The following is a 14,262-nucleotide window of genomic DNA, read 5'->3' as shown; positions in this document are numbered from 1 at the left end:
TGGATCGTGCCGGCTGACAACGCGTTGCTCGCCGCAGGGGCCGGTGTGGTCCTCTGCGGACCTGCCGCGTTCGTGCTCGGTCCCTGGTTGCTGCGGCGGATCCCTGAGCCGCTGCTTGAGGAAGGCGATACCAAAATCCCGTACGCCGACCTGGCCGGACCGCGGGCGGCGTACTGGTGTGGTGCGTTGGCGGCCGTGTCCGGTGGGCTGCTCGGGTGGATGCTCGGTACGTCCGCGGTGTTGCCGGCCTGGCTGTTGATGGCGATCTCCGGCGCGGTCCTCGGCTACATCGACGCGAGGACGCGGTTCCTGCCGTCGGCGATCATCTGGCCGACGTACGCCCTGGTCGGCGTCGCGCTGATCGGCGCCTCGGCGGGGTCGGGGGACTGGAGTGCGTTGCGCCGGGCCGTGATCGCGGGCGTGATCGGGTTCGTGGTGTTCTACGTGCTGTGGTTCGTCTTCCCGAGCGGGGTCGGATTCGGCGACGTCCGGTTGTCCGGGCTGCTCGGACTGGCGCTCGGCTGGCTCGGCTGGGGAGAGTTCGTCAGTGGGTTGTACGGGGGGTTCTTCATCGGTGCGCTGGTCGGGATCGTGTTGATCGTGGCACGGGGGATGAAGCGCAAGCAGATGGTTCCGTTCGGCCCGTTCATGCTCATCGGCGCTCTGGGCGGCGTACTGCTCGGCGGTCCGCTGGAGCGGTTGTACGTCGGATAGCTGAGTCGCCGGGTCCACCAGATGGCTGATGCGGTGGCAGCGCGCTCGTCACGCTGTACAAGGGCCTGAGGGGTCCGTCGTACAACGGGCCCGACTCGTCGGTGCTGGTCGTCCCGTACGGAGGCAAGGTGAACACCGTGCCGTCCGACGCGACCGCCACGGCTCAGCGCGACGTGATGTGCAAGATGGTGATGGCCGCTGCATGGACCGACCCGGCCGAGGACTCCAAGCACCTGACCTGGCTGCGGAAGCTGTACGCCGATGTCTACCGCGACACCGGTGGTGTGCCGGTGCCGAACGACACCAACGCCGGGTCGTACATCAACTACCCGGACACGGATCTGGCCGATCCGGCGTACAACAAGTCCGGTGTGCCCTGGCACGACCTGTACTACCTCGGGAACTACCCGCGGCTGCAGCAGCTCAAGGCGAAGTGGGACCCGCGCAACGTGTTCCACCACAAGCTGGCCATTCAACTGCCGACCCCCACCCCACCACCCCGGTCGGTGCAAGCACCTTGATTCACCAGCCTGGGTAGCGCAGCCTCCAGGAGGTGTCAGGTCCGTAGTCGCCGTGCAGGCGGCGGTTGCTGATGAACTCCAGGGCGAAGTCGTCGGCCAGCTGCAGCATGACCGAACGGCCCTCGACGGTGAAGACGAGCTCTGCGGGCAGGGCCGTCTCACCGTGGAGGGCACCCAGGATGTTGCCGCAGATCGCGCCTGTGGAGTCGCTGTCGCCGGTGTGGGTCACCGCGAGTGCGAGGGCGTCGAGGAACTGTTCGGGCGCCGGGTAGGCAAGTGCCGCGTAGACAGCGATGGCCAGTGCCTCCTCGGCGACCCATCCGCCGCCCAGCTCCTGCTCGATCGTCGCCGGTCCGTGCCTTCCGGCAGCCGCGATACGTCGTGCCGCGGCGAGCGCCGTACTGGTCTCTTCGTGGCCTTCGTGCTGGGCGAGCATCGCCATCGTGGTGTCGAGCGCCGCATCGAGGTCGGCTCCGTTGCACACCTCGCGGATGATCGCGGCAAGAGCACCCGATGCGAGCTTGCCGGTCGGATGGCCGTGGGTGTAGCCGGCGGCGGTCGCGGCGGAATCGAAGACCCATTCGGTGCCGTAGATCGCGGGCATCAGACCGAACGGCGCGACTCGCATCACGCCGCCGCAGCCTTTGGAGTCGTTGACGGCCTGGTCGCCGAACTGCCGGATCTTCGGCTGGCCGTTGCGGGCCGACATCAGCGCGTTGAGGCACGTTCTACCGGGCGCACGTCGTACGTAGAGCCATTGCTCGGCCTGCAGCCAGCCGTCGCGCTCACCGCTCGGTCCGCGCAGGGTCTGGGTGTCTAGCCAGCGGTCGTACGCATGGTGCAGCACGGCGACCGTGAAGCCGAGGCCGCGGTCGGTGCGCACGCTGGCCCGGATCAGTCCCTCGACCGTGAACAGGGTCATCTGGGTGTCGTCGGTGATCGTCCCCGGCGGCCAGCCGGCGTCGCCTCCGGCAACGAAGGAACGGACGCCCTTCGGGTGCTTGGCCAGGATCGTCGCGCTGCCCTGGAACTCGACCGGACCACCGAGCGCGTCCCCGATCGCACCGCCCAGCAAGCATCCGCGGACGCGCGCCCGCCACGTCTCCTCTGCCGCCCGAGTCATGCCAAACCCTATCGAGGGTGGTGTCAGCGCTACCCCCAAGACGGGTTCCAAGGCCAGTTCGCCGCGGTCGTCCAACTTCTACGGTCGTTGGTAGGACACAACGATCGCCGAGGAGCAGATCATGACCCCCGCATTCCGTCGTACCGCCGGGCGCCTGGCCGTGGTGGCGCTCGCCACCACCGCCCTGGCCGGCGCCGCGGTCGCCGGTGGTCAAGCAGCCACCACCTCCACCTCTTGCAACACCTCACCCATAGTCAAAACCTTCGACGTCGTCCTCTCTGTCCGCGACGGCCTGACCCAAGAAACCCACTCCTGCCCCTGAGTTGAGCAATTCTGTCCAGTCTGTCTAGACTGTTTCCGAGGTGATGGCGACGATGTCGATCGCGGGACAGTGGCAGCTGCAGGAGGCCAAGCAGCACTTCAGTGAGTTGATCCGGGCGGTCCAGGCGGACGGTCCGCAGTTCGTGACCAAGCACGGCGAGCAGGTCGCGGTGGTGCTGGACATCCTCGACTACCGCCGGATGCGTGGGGAGGAACTCGTGGACTTCAAGGACTTTCTGGCCTCGGCGCCCGATCTGAGTGTTCTCGAGATCGAGCGGTCGACGGCACCGGCGCGCGAGGTCGACCTCGAGTGAGCTACCTGCTGGACACGAACGTGGTGTCGGAGTTCCGGCGGTCGGCGCCGCACACCGCAGCCTCGACCTGGTTCGGGTCGGTGCGCTCGAGTCAGCTGTTCCTGAGTGTCCTGGTCGTCGGTGAGATCAAGCAGGGTATCGAGCGGCTGGCGGCGCGGGATCCGCAGCAGGCGGCCGCGATCGAGGACTGGCGGCAGCGCTTGGTGAACGGGTACGGCGACCGGATCGTCCCGGTGTCGCTGGAGGTCGCCGAGACCTGGGGGCGGCTGAATGCCGGCTCGCCGTTGCCGGTGGTCGACGGGCTCCTCGCCGCCACGGCGCTCGTGCACGACTGGACCCTGGTCACGCGCAACGTCCGCGACGTCGAGCGAACGGGTGTGCGGGTGCTCGATCCCTTCGGCGACTGAGCGGATGAGACCGGCGTCTGGGGAGTGGGATGGGCGTGGGAGGATTGCCGCATGCTGCGCTGGCTCACCGCCGGCGAGTCGCACGGACAAGCGCTCGTCGCCGTACTCGAAGGTCTTCCCGCTGGTGTTCAGGTCACGACTGATGACGTGGCCGACGCCTTGGCTCGTCGTCGGCTGGGCTACGGCCGTGGCGCGCGGATGAAGTTCGAGCGGGACGAGGTGACGTTCGTCGGCGGGTTCCGGCACGGTCTGAGCCTGGGCAGCCCGGTCGCGATCCAGGTCGGCAACACCGAGTGGCCGAAGTGGGAGCAGGTGATGAGCCCGGACCCGGTCGACCCGGAGACGCTGGCGGACCTGGCCCGGAACGCGCCGCTGACCCGCCCGCGCCCCGGCCACGCGGACCTGGCCGGCATGCAGAAATACGGCTTCGACGAGGCGCGCCCGGTGCTGGAGCGGGCCAGCGCCCGCGAGACCGCCGCCCGGGTCGCGCTCGGCGAGGTCGCGGCCCGGTTCCTCGGCCAGGCGTACGGCGTGACGATCGTCAGCCACGTGGTCGAGCTCGGCACCGTCAAGGCGCCGTACGGCGTGATCCCGGCGTACGACGACGTCGCGAAGCTGGACGCGGACCCGGTGCGCTGCCTGGACGCGGATGCGAGCAAGGCGATGGTGGCCGAGATCGACGCCGCGCAGAAGGCCGGCGACACACTCGGCGGCGTGGTCGAGGTGGTCGTGGACGGTCTTCCGCCGGGTCTCGGCAGCTACGTGCACTGGGACCGCCGGCTGGACTCCAAGCTGGCCGGTGCGCTGATGGGTATCCAGGCGATCAAGGGCGTCGAGCTCGGCGACGGCTTCGAGCTCGCCCGGACGCCGGGTTCGCAGGCGCACGACGAGATCGTCGCCGAGGACGGCATGGTCCGTCGGACCAGTGGCCGCTCGGGCGGCACCGAGGGCGGCATGAGCACCGGCGAGACGCTGCGGGTGCGGGCCGCGATGAAGCCGATCGCTACCGTGCCCCGGGCATTGCGCACGATCGACACCAGCACCGGTGAGGCCGCGGCCGCACATCACCAACGCTCCGACGTCTGCGCCGTACCGGCCGCGGGCATCGTGGCGGAGGCGATGGTGGCGCTGGTCCTGGCCGAGGTCGCGCTGGAGAAGTTCGGCGGCGATTCGGTCGCCGAGTCCTCGCGCAACCACAAGTCGTACCTGGCGAGCCTGCCGTCGACCATCACGCCGCGGGAGTGGGCAGAGCAGTGAGTCCGGTTGTCGTTCTCGTCGGCCCGCCTGGTTCGGGCAAATCGACCGTCGCCGCGCTGCTCGCCGAGCGGCTGAAGGCCACCCACCGCGACACCGACACCGATGTCGAGGCCGGCGCGGGCAAGCCGATCTCGGACATCTTCGTCGACGAGGGCGAGCCGCACTTCCGTGCGCTCGAGCGGGCCGCCATCGTCGCCGCGCTGCAGGACGACGGCGAGGTGCTGTCGCTCGGCGGCGGCGCGATCCTCGACGCCGACACTCGCGCCGACCTGGCCGGCCACAACGTCGTCTTCCTCGACGTCAGCGTCGGCGAGGCCGCCAAGCGGGTCGGCCTCGGCGTCGCCCGTCCGCTGCTGCTCGGCAACGTCCGCACCCAGTTGCGCAACCTGATGGAGGCGCGCCGCCCGCTGTACGGCGAGGTGGCCAAGCTGACCGTGCTGACCGACGACAAGACCCCGGAGCAGATCGCCGACGAGATCCAGGAGCAGCTCGGATGACCAGGATCCGGGTGGAAGCCGCAGCGCCGTACGACGTTGTCATCGGCAACAATCTGCTCGGTGAACTGCCGGGACTGCTGGGCGAGGGTGTGCAGCGGGTGGCCGTGGTCCACCCGCGCGCGCTGCGGACCAGCGGTGACGCGATCCGCGACGACCTGACCGGGTCCGGGTACACCGCGCACGCGATCGAGATCCCGGACGCCGAGGACGCCAAGACCGCGGAGGTGCTGGCCTACTGCTGGTCGGTGCTCGGGCAAGCCGGATTCACCCGCTCCGACGCGATCGTCAGCATCGGGGGCGGTACGACGACCGACCTGGCCGGCTTCGTCGCGGCGACCTGGCTGCGTGGGGTGAAGGTCGTGCACATCCCCACCACCCTGCTCGGCATGGTGGACGCGGCCGTGGGCGGCAAGACCGGCATCAACACCGCCGAGGGCAAGAATCTGGTCGGTGCGTTCTGGGAGCCGGCCGGCGTGCTGTGCGACCTGGCCGCGCTGGAGACCCTGCCGCGCAACGACTACATCAGTGGTCTCGCCGAGGTGGTGAAGTGCGGGTTCATCGCGGACCCGGTGATCCTCGACCTGGTGGAGAAGGACCCGGCCGCCGCCTCGAGCCCGTCGTACGACGCGACTGAGGAACTCATTGCGCGGTCGATCCAGGTGAAGGCCGACACAGTCGGTGCGGATCTGCGCGAGCGGACCACGACGGCCGGGGGAGCGATCGGCCGGGAGGCGCTGAACTACGGGCACACGCTCGGCCACGCGATCGAGCGCGTCGAGCGGTACAAGTGGCGGCACGGCGCCGCGATCAGCATCGGCATGGTGTTCGTCGCCGAACTGGCCCGAGCCGCCGGTCGCCTCGACGACGCCACGGCCGACCGGCACCGCGCCGTACTCGAGTCGCTCGGGTTGCCGGTGACGTACCGCGCCGACGCCTGGCCACACCTGCAGGACGCGATGAAGCTCGACAAGAAGACCCGGGCCGACCGGCTCCGCTTCGTCGTCCTGGACGCGCTCGCCCGGCCGGCGATCTTCGAGGCCCCCGACCCCAGCCTGCTGATCGCCGCGTACGCCGAAGTCAGCTGAGCACCCGAAGTCAGCCGAGCACGGAGAGCGGCCGGAAACGGTCAACTCGCGGGCTCGGGTTGTACATCGGTGCATTCCAGCCGAGGATTCTGGGAAAAGGCTTTCCAGCTTCCTGAAGGGCACTCTATGTCTGACCGCAAGCACCGGATCGCAATCGTCGGGACCGGCGGCATCGCCCGCTCCCACGCTCGGGCCGTCACCTCCCAGCCAGACCGCGCTGAGCTGGTCGCGGCCGTCGACGTCGATCTCGGTCGAGCCAAGGAGTTCGCGTCCACCTGGAACATCCCCGCGGCGTATCCGAGCCTGACCGAGCTGCTCGCCGCCGGGGGAGTCGACCTCATCCATCTGTGTACGCCGCCCAACTCCCACGTCCCGTTGGCCGTGGAGTGCCTGGCGGCGGGCGTCGACGTGTTCATGGAGAAGCCCCCGACGCTGTCGCTGGACGAGCTCGACGAACTGATCGACGCGGAGGCCAGGTCGTCCGCGCAGGTCGCTTGCGTCTTCCAGCACCGGTTCGGGTCCGGCGCGGTGCGGTTGCGGCGGCTGGCGGACGAGGGTGTCCTCGGTCGGCCATTGGTTGCCTTGTGCAACACCGTGTGGTACCGGGACGATGCGTACTTCGCCGTACCGTGGCGCGGGACGTTCGAGGTCGAGGGCGGCGGCCCGACGATGGGGCACGGGATCCACCAGTTCGATCTGCTGCTGTCGATCCTCGGGCCCTGGCAGAAGGTGACGGCGCTGGCGGCCCGGCAGGCGCGGCCGACGCAGACCGAGGACGTCTCGATGGCATTGGTGACCTTCGAGAACGGCGCTGTCGCGTCGGTCGTCAATTCGTTGGTGTCGGCGCGGCAGACCTCGCAACTGCGCTTCGACTACGAGAACGCGACGGTCGAGCTCGAACACCTCTACGGCTACAAGGACGAGAACTGGACCGTGACCCCGGCGCCCGGCCAGGACGCGGTCGCCACCGCCTGGTCCGCGGATGCCGTCGACGTACCGAGCGGCCACGCCGCCCAGTACGCCGCCGTCCTGGATGCACTGACCTCCGGTGCCCCGACGCCCGTCTCCCTGACCGAGGCCCGCAACACGCTCGAGCTCGCGGCCGCCATCTACGCCTCGTCCTTCACCGACAAGCCGGTCTATCGCGGTGAGCTGCTCCAAGGCACGCCGTATGCCAGCCGCATGGGCGGGCCGGGCGCCCCCTGGAGCTCCACGCCCTAGCGGAAGTCGATTTCAGCTGGTCCTGAGGCGCTGAGGCGGACGACCTTGCCGCGGTCGACGCGAGTGGTGCCGGGGCTCGGCGTCAGGCCGCCGCCGCCCTTGACGGAGCCGGGAGCGTCGAGCAACCCGCCGCTGTGGTCGAGGACCTGGGTCTCGACCCGGACCTCTTCGCCGAGCTTCAACGCCGCCGACTTGTCCCAGGAGCGGAGGAAGACCAGTCCGTCGGCGGGCTCGGCGACGTACCACGGACCGGGCCTGCCGCGGACGATCCAGCGCTGCCGCATGCTCGCAACCCGTTCGTCGACGCTGTACCAGCCCTCTCCGGCCAGCACATCCGGCTTGGTGTCGAGGTCGACGAAGCAGAACCACGCCTGGCCTTCGGCGGGTGCGGCCGGGTGGGTCGCGTCCGGGTGGGTGATCACGTTCTTGTTTCTGGCCGCGACCGCCGGGTCGCCTCCCACCAGGGCCTGGGTCATCTGCTTGCCGGTGCCCTCACAGCCGAAGCGCAGCCCCTCCGGATCCGCGGTGAACGCGACTGTTGTGCTCGGCTTGCCGCCGCCCCAGCTCATCACCTTCAGGCCGTGCCCGATCTCGGTCGCGGTGTTGTGATTCTCCATCTCGTCCACGCAGTTCTTCGCGGCGGTGGTTCGCTCCGTGGCGGTGAGCGGGCCGAGGTTGATGTGGACGTCGGGCTGAATGGAGATCGAGCGGCGGGCCGACGGTGTGGTGCTGGGCGTGCTCGGTGGGGTGCTGGCAGCCGGTTCGGGCTGGGCCTTGTCGTTGCCGTTCGTCGCGATCAGTACGCCGCCGGCGACGAGCGCGATGGAGGCGGCGGCGCTGACGGGGACGAGCCAGCCGGGGCGGTGCCGGGCCGGGGCTCGGTTGTCGGCGAGGATGCGTTCGAGGATTTCCTGGCGGTGCGGGAGCGGCCGGTCGGCCGGGAGCTTGGTGATCATGTCAGCCTTCCTTGCTGCTCAGGTCGAGGAGGCCGGCGAGGCTGCCACGCGCTCGGGCCAGCCGGGACTTCACGGTTCCTTCCGGTACGCCGAGGACGCGGGCCGCCTCGGCCATCGAGCACTCCGACCAGATGACCAGCTCGACCACCTCGCGTTGTTTCGCGGGCAGCTTGTCGAGCAGGCGGCGGATGTCGCTCATCGCGCGTTCGTCGTCGACCTTGGCGGCCGTCACGGCCGAGTGGTCCGGCGTACTGTCGTGCTCGAGCAGCTCGATCCGGCCGCGCAGCGCGGTCTGCCGTCGCGACGAGCGCAGTACGTTGCTGCATTCGTGCCCGGCCATCACCAGGAGCAGCGGACGCGCCGAGTCGAGGGTCAGGGGGTCGATGCGGCCCGCGCGGGCTCGCCGCCAGACCGCGGTGAAGGTTGCCTGGACGACATCCTCGGCCGCGGACCAGGACGCCGTACGGCGGAACGCGAAGTTGTAGACCGCGTCGCTGTGCCGGTGGAACAGCTCGGCGAGCGCCGGTTCGTCGGCGTCGCGCAGGCGTTCCCACAGGTCCCGGTCCAGCGTGGCCGTCTGCCCCGGACTGCTGCCCATCGTCACCCCCAGGGTCGGTGTGCTCATACCCGGGAGAGTCCGGCTGTCAGGCCTGGGTTCCCTCCAACTGCGACGGAAGGTCGCGGCAGTGCAGCACGTCCAATCTCGACACCGCCCTGGTCAGGATGACGTAGAGCCGGTTCAGGCCGCGCGGCTCGGCCTCGATAATGGTGGCCGGCTCGACCGCGATCGAGGCGTTGCAGCGGCACTTCCTGGCCGGGCTGGAGCTCCCGCGATCCGGTCACCGGGCTGAACGACGTACCTCAGGTGCTCGCGTATCACCGGCTCGTGTTCACGACGCCGGCGCTGTCGACGCGGATGCACGAGTACATGGATGAGGACGAGCAGGCCCTGGCGGAGGCGCTCGGGGGAGACGCGACGGCTGAACTGACGGCTGCCCAGGTCGTGGCGGTCCAGCGCGTGCTGGCCCGGCGCAACTGGTCGGCCATCGACGCCGGCAGCTCTGCGGCGGATCGCTACCCGGCGGCAGTCGCGGAAGCCGACGCGGCCTTCGGGAGGCTGACCACTAGGGTGGTGCCGTGACTGATGTGAGTGGGCGGCGGGTGCTGGTACTGAACGGGCCGAACCTCGGGCGGCTCGGGTCGCGCGAGCCCGATGTGTACGGCGCGACGACGTTCGCCGACCTGGTGGCCGACTGCGAGAAGACCGGCGCCGAGCTCGGGCTGGACGTCGAGGTGCGGCAGACCGACGACGAGGCCGAGCTGGTCCACTGGCTGCACGAGGCCGCCGACGGCAAGATCCCGGTGGTGCTGAACCCGGCAGCCTTCACCCACTACTCCTACGCGCTGCGCGACGCCTGCTCCCAGCGCACGGCCCCCCTGATCGAGATCCACCTGACCAACCCCGCCACCCGCGAGGAGTTCCGCCACACCAGCGTCGTCGCCGGCGTCGCCACCGGCACGATCGCCGGATTCGGCGCCGATTCGTACCGCCTCGCGCTCCGCGCGATCACCTCACTCACCGCCTGATTCGAACCAAAGTGCCCTTTCGGGCATCTAGGGAGTGTGTGGGGCCGGCCGGGGGCGGCGATGCGGCCAAGAGATCAGGCTGAGATGCCGGTGAAATGTGGATGCCTCACGCTAGGGATCGGGTCGTGTTGTGGCCGTCACCAGTTCTTAAGGCTGGCTGAAGGCCAGGGGTCACGATCGGAATCGACGATGTGGGGGCTTCGTGTGACTTCGGATTCGGTCCGTTCGGTTCATCAACGCTCTGGGGGAGTGACAAGAATGACGACGCAACAACGTATTCCGGTCTGGGTGAAAGCGCTGGACCCGCTGTCGCAGTTCGGGCTCGTGCACGCGCTCAGGCAGCGGCCGGAGATCGCGATGATCAACGAGACCGACCTGGCCGCGCTGCAGAGCCAGTCGACCGACCAGCGCACCGCCCCGCCGGCGGTTGCCTTGATCGCCGTCGACTCGCTGGACGCAGCCGCGGTCCAGGTGCTCCGGTCGGCCACTCAGCGGGGGTGCCGCCGGACTGTGCTGATCGGCAGCGTGATCGACGACGACGCGCTGATGACTGCGGTCGAGTTGGGGGTGTCCGGCGTACTGCGGCGGACCGAGGCGACGGCCGACCGCATCGTGCACCTGGTGCAGTCCGCCGCCGCGGGTGACGGCAGCCTGCCACCCGATCTGCTCGGCCGGTTGCTCGGTCAGGTGTCGCGGATGCAGCGGCACGTGCTCGCACCGCGCGGGCTGTCGCACACCGGGCTGTCGGACCGCGAGACGCAGGTACTGCGCCTGGTGGCCGACGGCAAGGACACCCAGGAGATCGCCCGGGAGCTGTCCTACTCCGAGCGGACGGTGAAGAACGTCCTGCACGACGTCACCAGCCGCCTGCAACTGAGGAACCGCTCGCACGCCGTCGCCTACGCCTTGCGTGAGGGCCTGATCTAGCCCGCTCGGGTCGGCGCGCGACTACGCTGGATGCATGACAGATCAGCGCAGCGACGCGGCCCAGGCCGATGCGCTGCGTGCGGCGCTGACCCGGCATCTGGTTGCCGAAGGCACCATTCGGGACGAGCGGGTGGCGGCGGCCTTCGCCAGCGTGCCACGGCATCTGTTCGTCCCCCGGAGCAGCCTCGACATCGCCTACGCCGACGACGTCGTACTGATGAAGCGCAACGCGGCCGGGGTGGTGATCAGCTCGGTGTCGCAGCCGAGCATCGTCGCGCTGATGCTGGAGCAGGCCGAGGTCCGTCCCGGCGATCGCGTGCTGGAGATCGGTTCCGGCGGCTACAACGCCGCGCTGCTGCGCGAACTGGCCGGGCCGAAGGGCGCCGTGACGACGGTCGACATCGACCCCGAGGTCACCGACCGGGCCCGGGTCGTGCTCGACGATGCCGGGTACGGCGATGTCCGTGTGGTCGAGGCCGACGGGGAGTTCGGCGTGCCGGAGGACGCGCCGTACGACCGGATCGTGGTGACCGTGACGGCGTGGGACATCGCGCCGGCCTGGAGCGATCAGCTCGGCGCCGGCGGCCGGATCGTCGTACCGCTGCGACTGCGGGGGCAGACGCGGTCGATCGCGTTCGACCGCGTGGACGAGCATCTGGAGAGCCGGTCGACGACGCCGTGCGGTTTCGTCTCCATGCAGGGAGCGGGGGCGAACTACGAGCGGCTGATCTCGATCCGGGGTGACGCGGCGAGTGTGAGCTTCGACGAGGACCAGGTGCCGGAGGAACACCCGTTCGACGGGGTCCTGGACCAGCCGCGCGAACAGGTCTGGTCAGGCGTCGTGGTCAACCGCGAGGAACAGCTGTCGGACCTCCAGCTCTGGCTGGCCAGCACACTGCCCGGGTACTGCGTTCTGTCCGCGGAGCGATCGCTCCAGGAGGAAGGCGTGGTCACGCCGTCGCCGCACTGGGGAGCGGCGGCGGTGGCAACCGGCGACAGCGTGGCGTATCTGACGTCGTGTCCGGCCAAGCGGCGGCCGGAGTCGCACATGGAACTCGGGGTGAACGGCCACGGCCCGGACGCGGACGACCTGATCGACCGGCTGATCGACCAGGTGCGGATCTGGAACCGCCGGCTTCGGCACGGTCCCGGGCCGCGCTACCGGGTCGACGCGGCCGGGACTGAACCGCCCGCCGGTTTCCACATCGACCGGCGGCACAGCAGCGTCACCGTCAACTGGCCGGGGTAGTCCCGGGGCGCGCCGCGTTCCGGACCGTCTCCCAGAGCTCGTCGATGTCCGAACGGTCGTCGGGCTCGGGCTTGTCGACCCAGCCGCTGGCCCAGGTCTCCTCGTCGCGGTCCAGGTCGAAGATCGACTCGGCGAACGCGGCCGAGCCGACGTACCGGGTGTCCTCGTCGGCCTCAGGCTCAGGGGTCTCCGGCGCCGGCTTGTCCTGTGCGGGTTTGCTCGCGGTTCCCGCTGGATTGGCGGTTGGAGCGATCAGGGCGCGGGCGTACTCCTGCGCTTCCAGGAGGCCCATGTCCTGCTCGTCGGAGAGCAGCCGGACCGCGCTCACCTCGTGGCCCGCCATCATCAGCTCCCGCACCCGGGCATCCGTGTCCTGCCGCGGCGGCGTCTGATGCCGGGCCGCTTGGTACTGCGACTGCTCGTACGGACCCGGTTGGTACGGCTGGTACTGGGCCGACTGGTATTGCGGCGCCTGTGCGGGCTGGGCGGGCTGCGTGTACTGGGCGTACTTCGGCCCGAGCTGGAGCGGCGGGCCGCCGTTCTTCTGCACCTCGGTCTGGATCCGGTTGATCACCGCCTGGACGCGGGCGTTCGGCGTACCGCTTCCCTTGCTCTGCTGCTTGGCCTTGGCGACCAGGCTGACGATGATCATGATCACGACGAAGATCGCGAACTCCACGGCTGACCTCCTGTCCCGGTGTCCCGATGGTCCAGCCTACGGGCCACCGGGGGCCGTCCGCCGCCACGGAATCGGAGGATGCGGGGTGTGACCGCTACAATCCACTGTTACCGCTGATCGATTTCGAAGGGCATACCCGCGTGGCAACGACGAACGACCTCAAGAACGGCATGGTGCTCGACCTGGACGGGCAGCTGTGGTCCGTGGTCTGGTTCCAGCACCACAAGCCGGGTAAGGGCGGCGCCGTGGTCCGGACGAAGCTGAAGAACGTGCTGTCCGGCAAGGTGGTCGACAAGACCTTCAACGCCGACGTCAAGGTCGAGGTGGCCACGGTCGACAAGCGCGACATGACCTACCTGTACAACGACGGCTCGGCGTACGTCTTCATGGACAAGTCCACCTACGACCAGCTGCAGATCCAGCCCGAGGTGGTCGGCGACGCCTCCCACTTCCTGCTGGAGAACCAGGACGCGATCGTCGCGGTGCACGAGGACCTGCCGCTGTACGTCGAGCTCCCCGCCTCGGTCGAGCTCACGGTCGAGTACACCGAGCCGGGTCTGCAGGGCGACCGCTCCAGCGGTGGCACCAAGCCGGCCAAGCTGGAGACCGGCTACGACATCCAGGTCCCGCTGTTCCTGACCACCGGCGAGAAGGTCAAGGTCGACACCCGCACCGGGGACTACCTCGGCCGCGTCACCTCCTGACGTTCGAGAGAGCTGACAACAGAACATGTCTGCCCGTAGCAAGGCCCGTAAACGCGCACTCGACGTGCTGTTCGAGTCCGAGGTCAGGGGACTGCCGGTCGGCGGCACCCTGGCCGACCGGGTGGCGGACAACGACCCGCCGGTGAACGAGTTCACCGTGGCGCTGGTCGAGGGTGTCGCGAAGCACATCGACGTGATCGACGATCTGCTGCAGACGCACTCGGTGGGCTGGTCCCTGGACCGGATGCCCGCGGTCGACCGCAACATCCTGCGGATCGGGACCTACGAGCTGCTGTTCGACGACCAGGTGCCGGATGTGGTCGCGGTGAGCGAAGCGGTCGCGATGGCGCGCGACCTGTCGACGGACGAGTCGCCGGCGTTCGTGAACGGCCTGCTGGCCAGACTGCTGCAGTTGAAGCCCACCCTCGGCGTCTGAGGAACGAGGGGGGCGAGCCCTCCGGGGTATCGGGCCCGGTGACCGTCTCGGTACGGTCCCGGGCCGGCTTGTCGTCCCCGTGGTGTGGCGCGGGGGGAACGGCCCCGGCCTGGTGCGGCGGGTGAGGTGGTGCCCGCCACTGGTCCCGCAGCTTCAGTACTGCCTCTTCTGTACTGCGTTCCTGCTTGTTCTGGTCAAGCCCGGCCCCGGAAGGGAGCGGGCGGGCGGCCGCGGGCCAGCTGCTACGAGCCCCGACCGTCTCTC

Annotated in this window: 19 protein-coding genes; 15 read left to right on the top strand and 4 right to left on the bottom strand. The window is 69.4% G+C overall.

What is annotated here, in order from left to right; genetic code table 11:
* Positions 1-6: 6 nt before the first annotated feature.
* Positions 7-714 carry an A24 family peptidase gene (locus AB0I34_RS12505; protein ID WP_360443873.1) on the top strand — a complete coding sequence of 236 codons (708 nt, stop codon included), beginning with the start codon at positions 7-9 and terminating at the stop codon, positions 712-714.
* 128 nt (positions 715-842) lie between these two features.
* Positions 843-1,235 (top strand): BBE domain-containing protein, encoded by a 393-nt coding sequence (locus AB0I34_RS12500; RefSeq protein WP_360443870.1) that lies wholly within the window; start codon positions 843-845, stop codon positions 1,233-1,235.
* A gap of 1 nt (position 1,236) precedes the next feature.
* On the opposite strand, the gene AB0I34_RS12495 is transcribed toward AB0I34_RS12500, so the two are convergent.
* Positions 1,237-2,358 (bottom strand): ADP-ribosylglycohydrolase family protein, encoded by a 1,122-nt coding sequence (locus AB0I34_RS12495; protein WP_360443867.1) that lies wholly within the window; start codon positions 2,356-2,358, stop codon positions 1,237-1,239.
* 121 nt (positions 2,359-2,479) lie between these two features.
* Here AB0I34_RS12495 and AB0I34_RS12490 point away from each other — a divergent pair, with 121 nt between their 5' ends.
* From AB0I34_RS12490 to AB0I34_RS12460, 7 genes are all read left to right on the top strand, one after another.
* Positions 2,480-2,680 (top strand): hypothetical protein, encoded by a 201-nt coding sequence (locus AB0I34_RS12490; protein WP_360443864.1) that lies wholly within the window; start codon positions 2,480-2,482, stop codon positions 2,678-2,680.
* Between the two features lie 52 nt (positions 2,681-2,732).
* Positions 2,733-2,993 carry a type II toxin-antitoxin system Phd/YefM family antitoxin gene (locus AB0I34_RS12485; RefSeq protein ID WP_360443861.1) on the top strand — a complete coding sequence of 87 codons (261 nt, stop codon included), beginning with the start codon at positions 2,733-2,735 and terminating at the stop codon, positions 2,991-2,993.
* The gene (locus AB0I34_RS12480; protein ID WP_360443858.1) at positions 2,990-3,400 is read left to right on the top strand and encodes a type II toxin-antitoxin system VapC family toxin; all 411 of its coding nucleotides are present in this window, start codon (positions 2,990-2,992) and stop codon (positions 3,398-3,400) included. The genes AB0I34_RS12485 and AB0I34_RS12480 overlap by 4 nt, the downstream gene beginning before the upstream one ends.
* 51 nt (positions 3,401-3,451) lie before the next feature.
* On the top strand, positions 3,452-4,657 hold the full coding sequence (gene aroC / locus AB0I34_RS12475) for a chorismate synthase (protein WP_360443855.1): 1,206 nt from the start codon (positions 3,452-3,454) through the stop codon (positions 4,655-4,657).
* Complete coding sequence (locus tag AB0I34_RS12470) at positions 4,654-5,154, top strand: shikimate kinase (protein WP_360443852.1); 501 nt, start codon at positions 4,654-4,656, stop codon at positions 5,152-5,154. Before aroC ends, AB0I34_RS12470 begins: the two co-directional genes overlap by 4 nt.
* Positions 5,151-6,239, top strand: coding sequence for a 3-dehydroquinate synthase (gene aroB / locus AB0I34_RS12465; RefSeq protein ID WP_360443849.1), 1,089 nt, complete (start codon positions 5,151-5,153; stop codon positions 6,237-6,239). The genes AB0I34_RS12470 and aroB overlap by 4 nt, the downstream gene beginning before the upstream one ends.
* Positions 6,240-6,365: 126 nt before the next feature.
* Positions 6,366-7,460 carry a Gfo/Idh/MocA family oxidoreductase gene (locus tag AB0I34_RS12460; protein WP_360443846.1) on the top strand — a complete coding sequence of 365 codons (1,095 nt, stop codon included), beginning with the start codon at positions 6,366-6,368 and terminating at the stop codon, positions 7,458-7,460.
* On the opposite strand, the gene AB0I34_RS12455 is transcribed toward AB0I34_RS12460, so the two are convergent.
* Complete coding sequence (locus AB0I34_RS12455) at positions 7,457-8,416, bottom strand: hypothetical protein (protein ID WP_360443844.1); 960 nt, start codon at positions 8,414-8,416, stop codon at positions 7,457-7,459. The two genes, AB0I34_RS12460 and AB0I34_RS12455, sit on opposite strands and share 4 nt — an antisense overlap.
* A gap of 1 nt (position 8,417) precedes the next feature.
* A complete protein-coding gene (locus AB0I34_RS12450; RefSeq protein ID WP_360443841.1) occupies positions 8,418-9,041 on the bottom strand; it encodes an RNA polymerase sigma factor in 624 nt (207 codons plus the stop codon).
* Positions 9,042-9,302: 261 nt separating this feature from the next.
* Between AB0I34_RS12450 and AB0I34_RS12445 the strand changes: the two genes are divergently transcribed.
* From AB0I34_RS12445 to fxlM, 4 genes are all read left to right on the top strand, one after another.
* A complete protein-coding gene (locus AB0I34_RS12445) occupies positions 9,303-9,557 on the top strand; it encodes a hypothetical protein (RefSeq protein ID WP_360443838.1) in 255 nt (84 codons plus the stop codon).
* A complete protein-coding gene (gene aroQ / locus AB0I34_RS12440) occupies positions 9,554-10,003 on the top strand; it encodes a type II 3-dehydroquinate dehydratase (protein WP_131514875.1) in 450 nt (149 codons plus the stop codon). The genes AB0I34_RS12445 and aroQ overlap by 4 nt, the downstream gene beginning before the upstream one ends.
* A 258-nt stretch (positions 10,004-10,261) precedes the next feature.
* Positions 10,262-10,930 carry a response regulator transcription factor gene (locus AB0I34_RS12435; protein ID WP_360443834.1) on the top strand — a complete coding sequence of 223 codons (669 nt, stop codon included), beginning with the start codon at positions 10,262-10,264 and terminating at the stop codon, positions 10,928-10,930.
* Between the two features lie 34 nt (positions 10,931-10,964).
* On the top strand, positions 10,965-12,179 hold the full coding sequence (gene fxlM, locus AB0I34_RS12430; protein WP_360443831.1) for a methyltransferase, FxLD system: 1,215 nt from the start codon (positions 10,965-10,967) through the stop codon (positions 12,177-12,179).
* Here the strand turns inward: fxlM and AB0I34_RS12425 are convergent.
* The gene (locus tag AB0I34_RS12425; RefSeq protein ID WP_360443828.1) at positions 12,163-12,858 is read right to left on the bottom strand and encodes a hypothetical protein; all 696 of its coding nucleotides are present in this window, start codon (positions 12,856-12,858) and stop codon (positions 12,163-12,165) included. The genes fxlM and AB0I34_RS12425 overlap by 17 nt on opposite strands.
* Before the next feature lie 140 nt (positions 12,859-12,998).
* On the opposite strand from AB0I34_RS12425, the gene efp reads away from it, so the two are divergent.
* Both efp and nusB read left to right on the top strand, forming a co-directional pair.
* On the top strand, positions 12,999-13,562 hold the full coding sequence (gene efp / locus AB0I34_RS12420; protein ID WP_360443825.1) for an elongation factor P: 564 nt from the start codon (positions 12,999-13,001) through the stop codon (positions 13,560-13,562).
* Positions 13,563-13,587: 25 nt separating this feature from the next.
* Positions 13,588-13,998, top strand: coding sequence for a transcription antitermination factor NusB (gene nusB / locus AB0I34_RS12415; RefSeq protein ID WP_131514879.1), 411 nt, complete (start codon positions 13,588-13,590; stop codon positions 13,996-13,998).
* Positions 13,999-14,262: the final 264 nt, after the last annotated feature.

This window comes from Kribbella sp. NPDC050281, assembly GCF_040655855.1.
GTDB lineage: Bacteria > Actinomycetota > Actinomycetes > Propionibacteriales > Kribbellaceae > Kribbella.
This window is presented reverse-complemented; position numbering and strand designations above follow the sequence as displayed.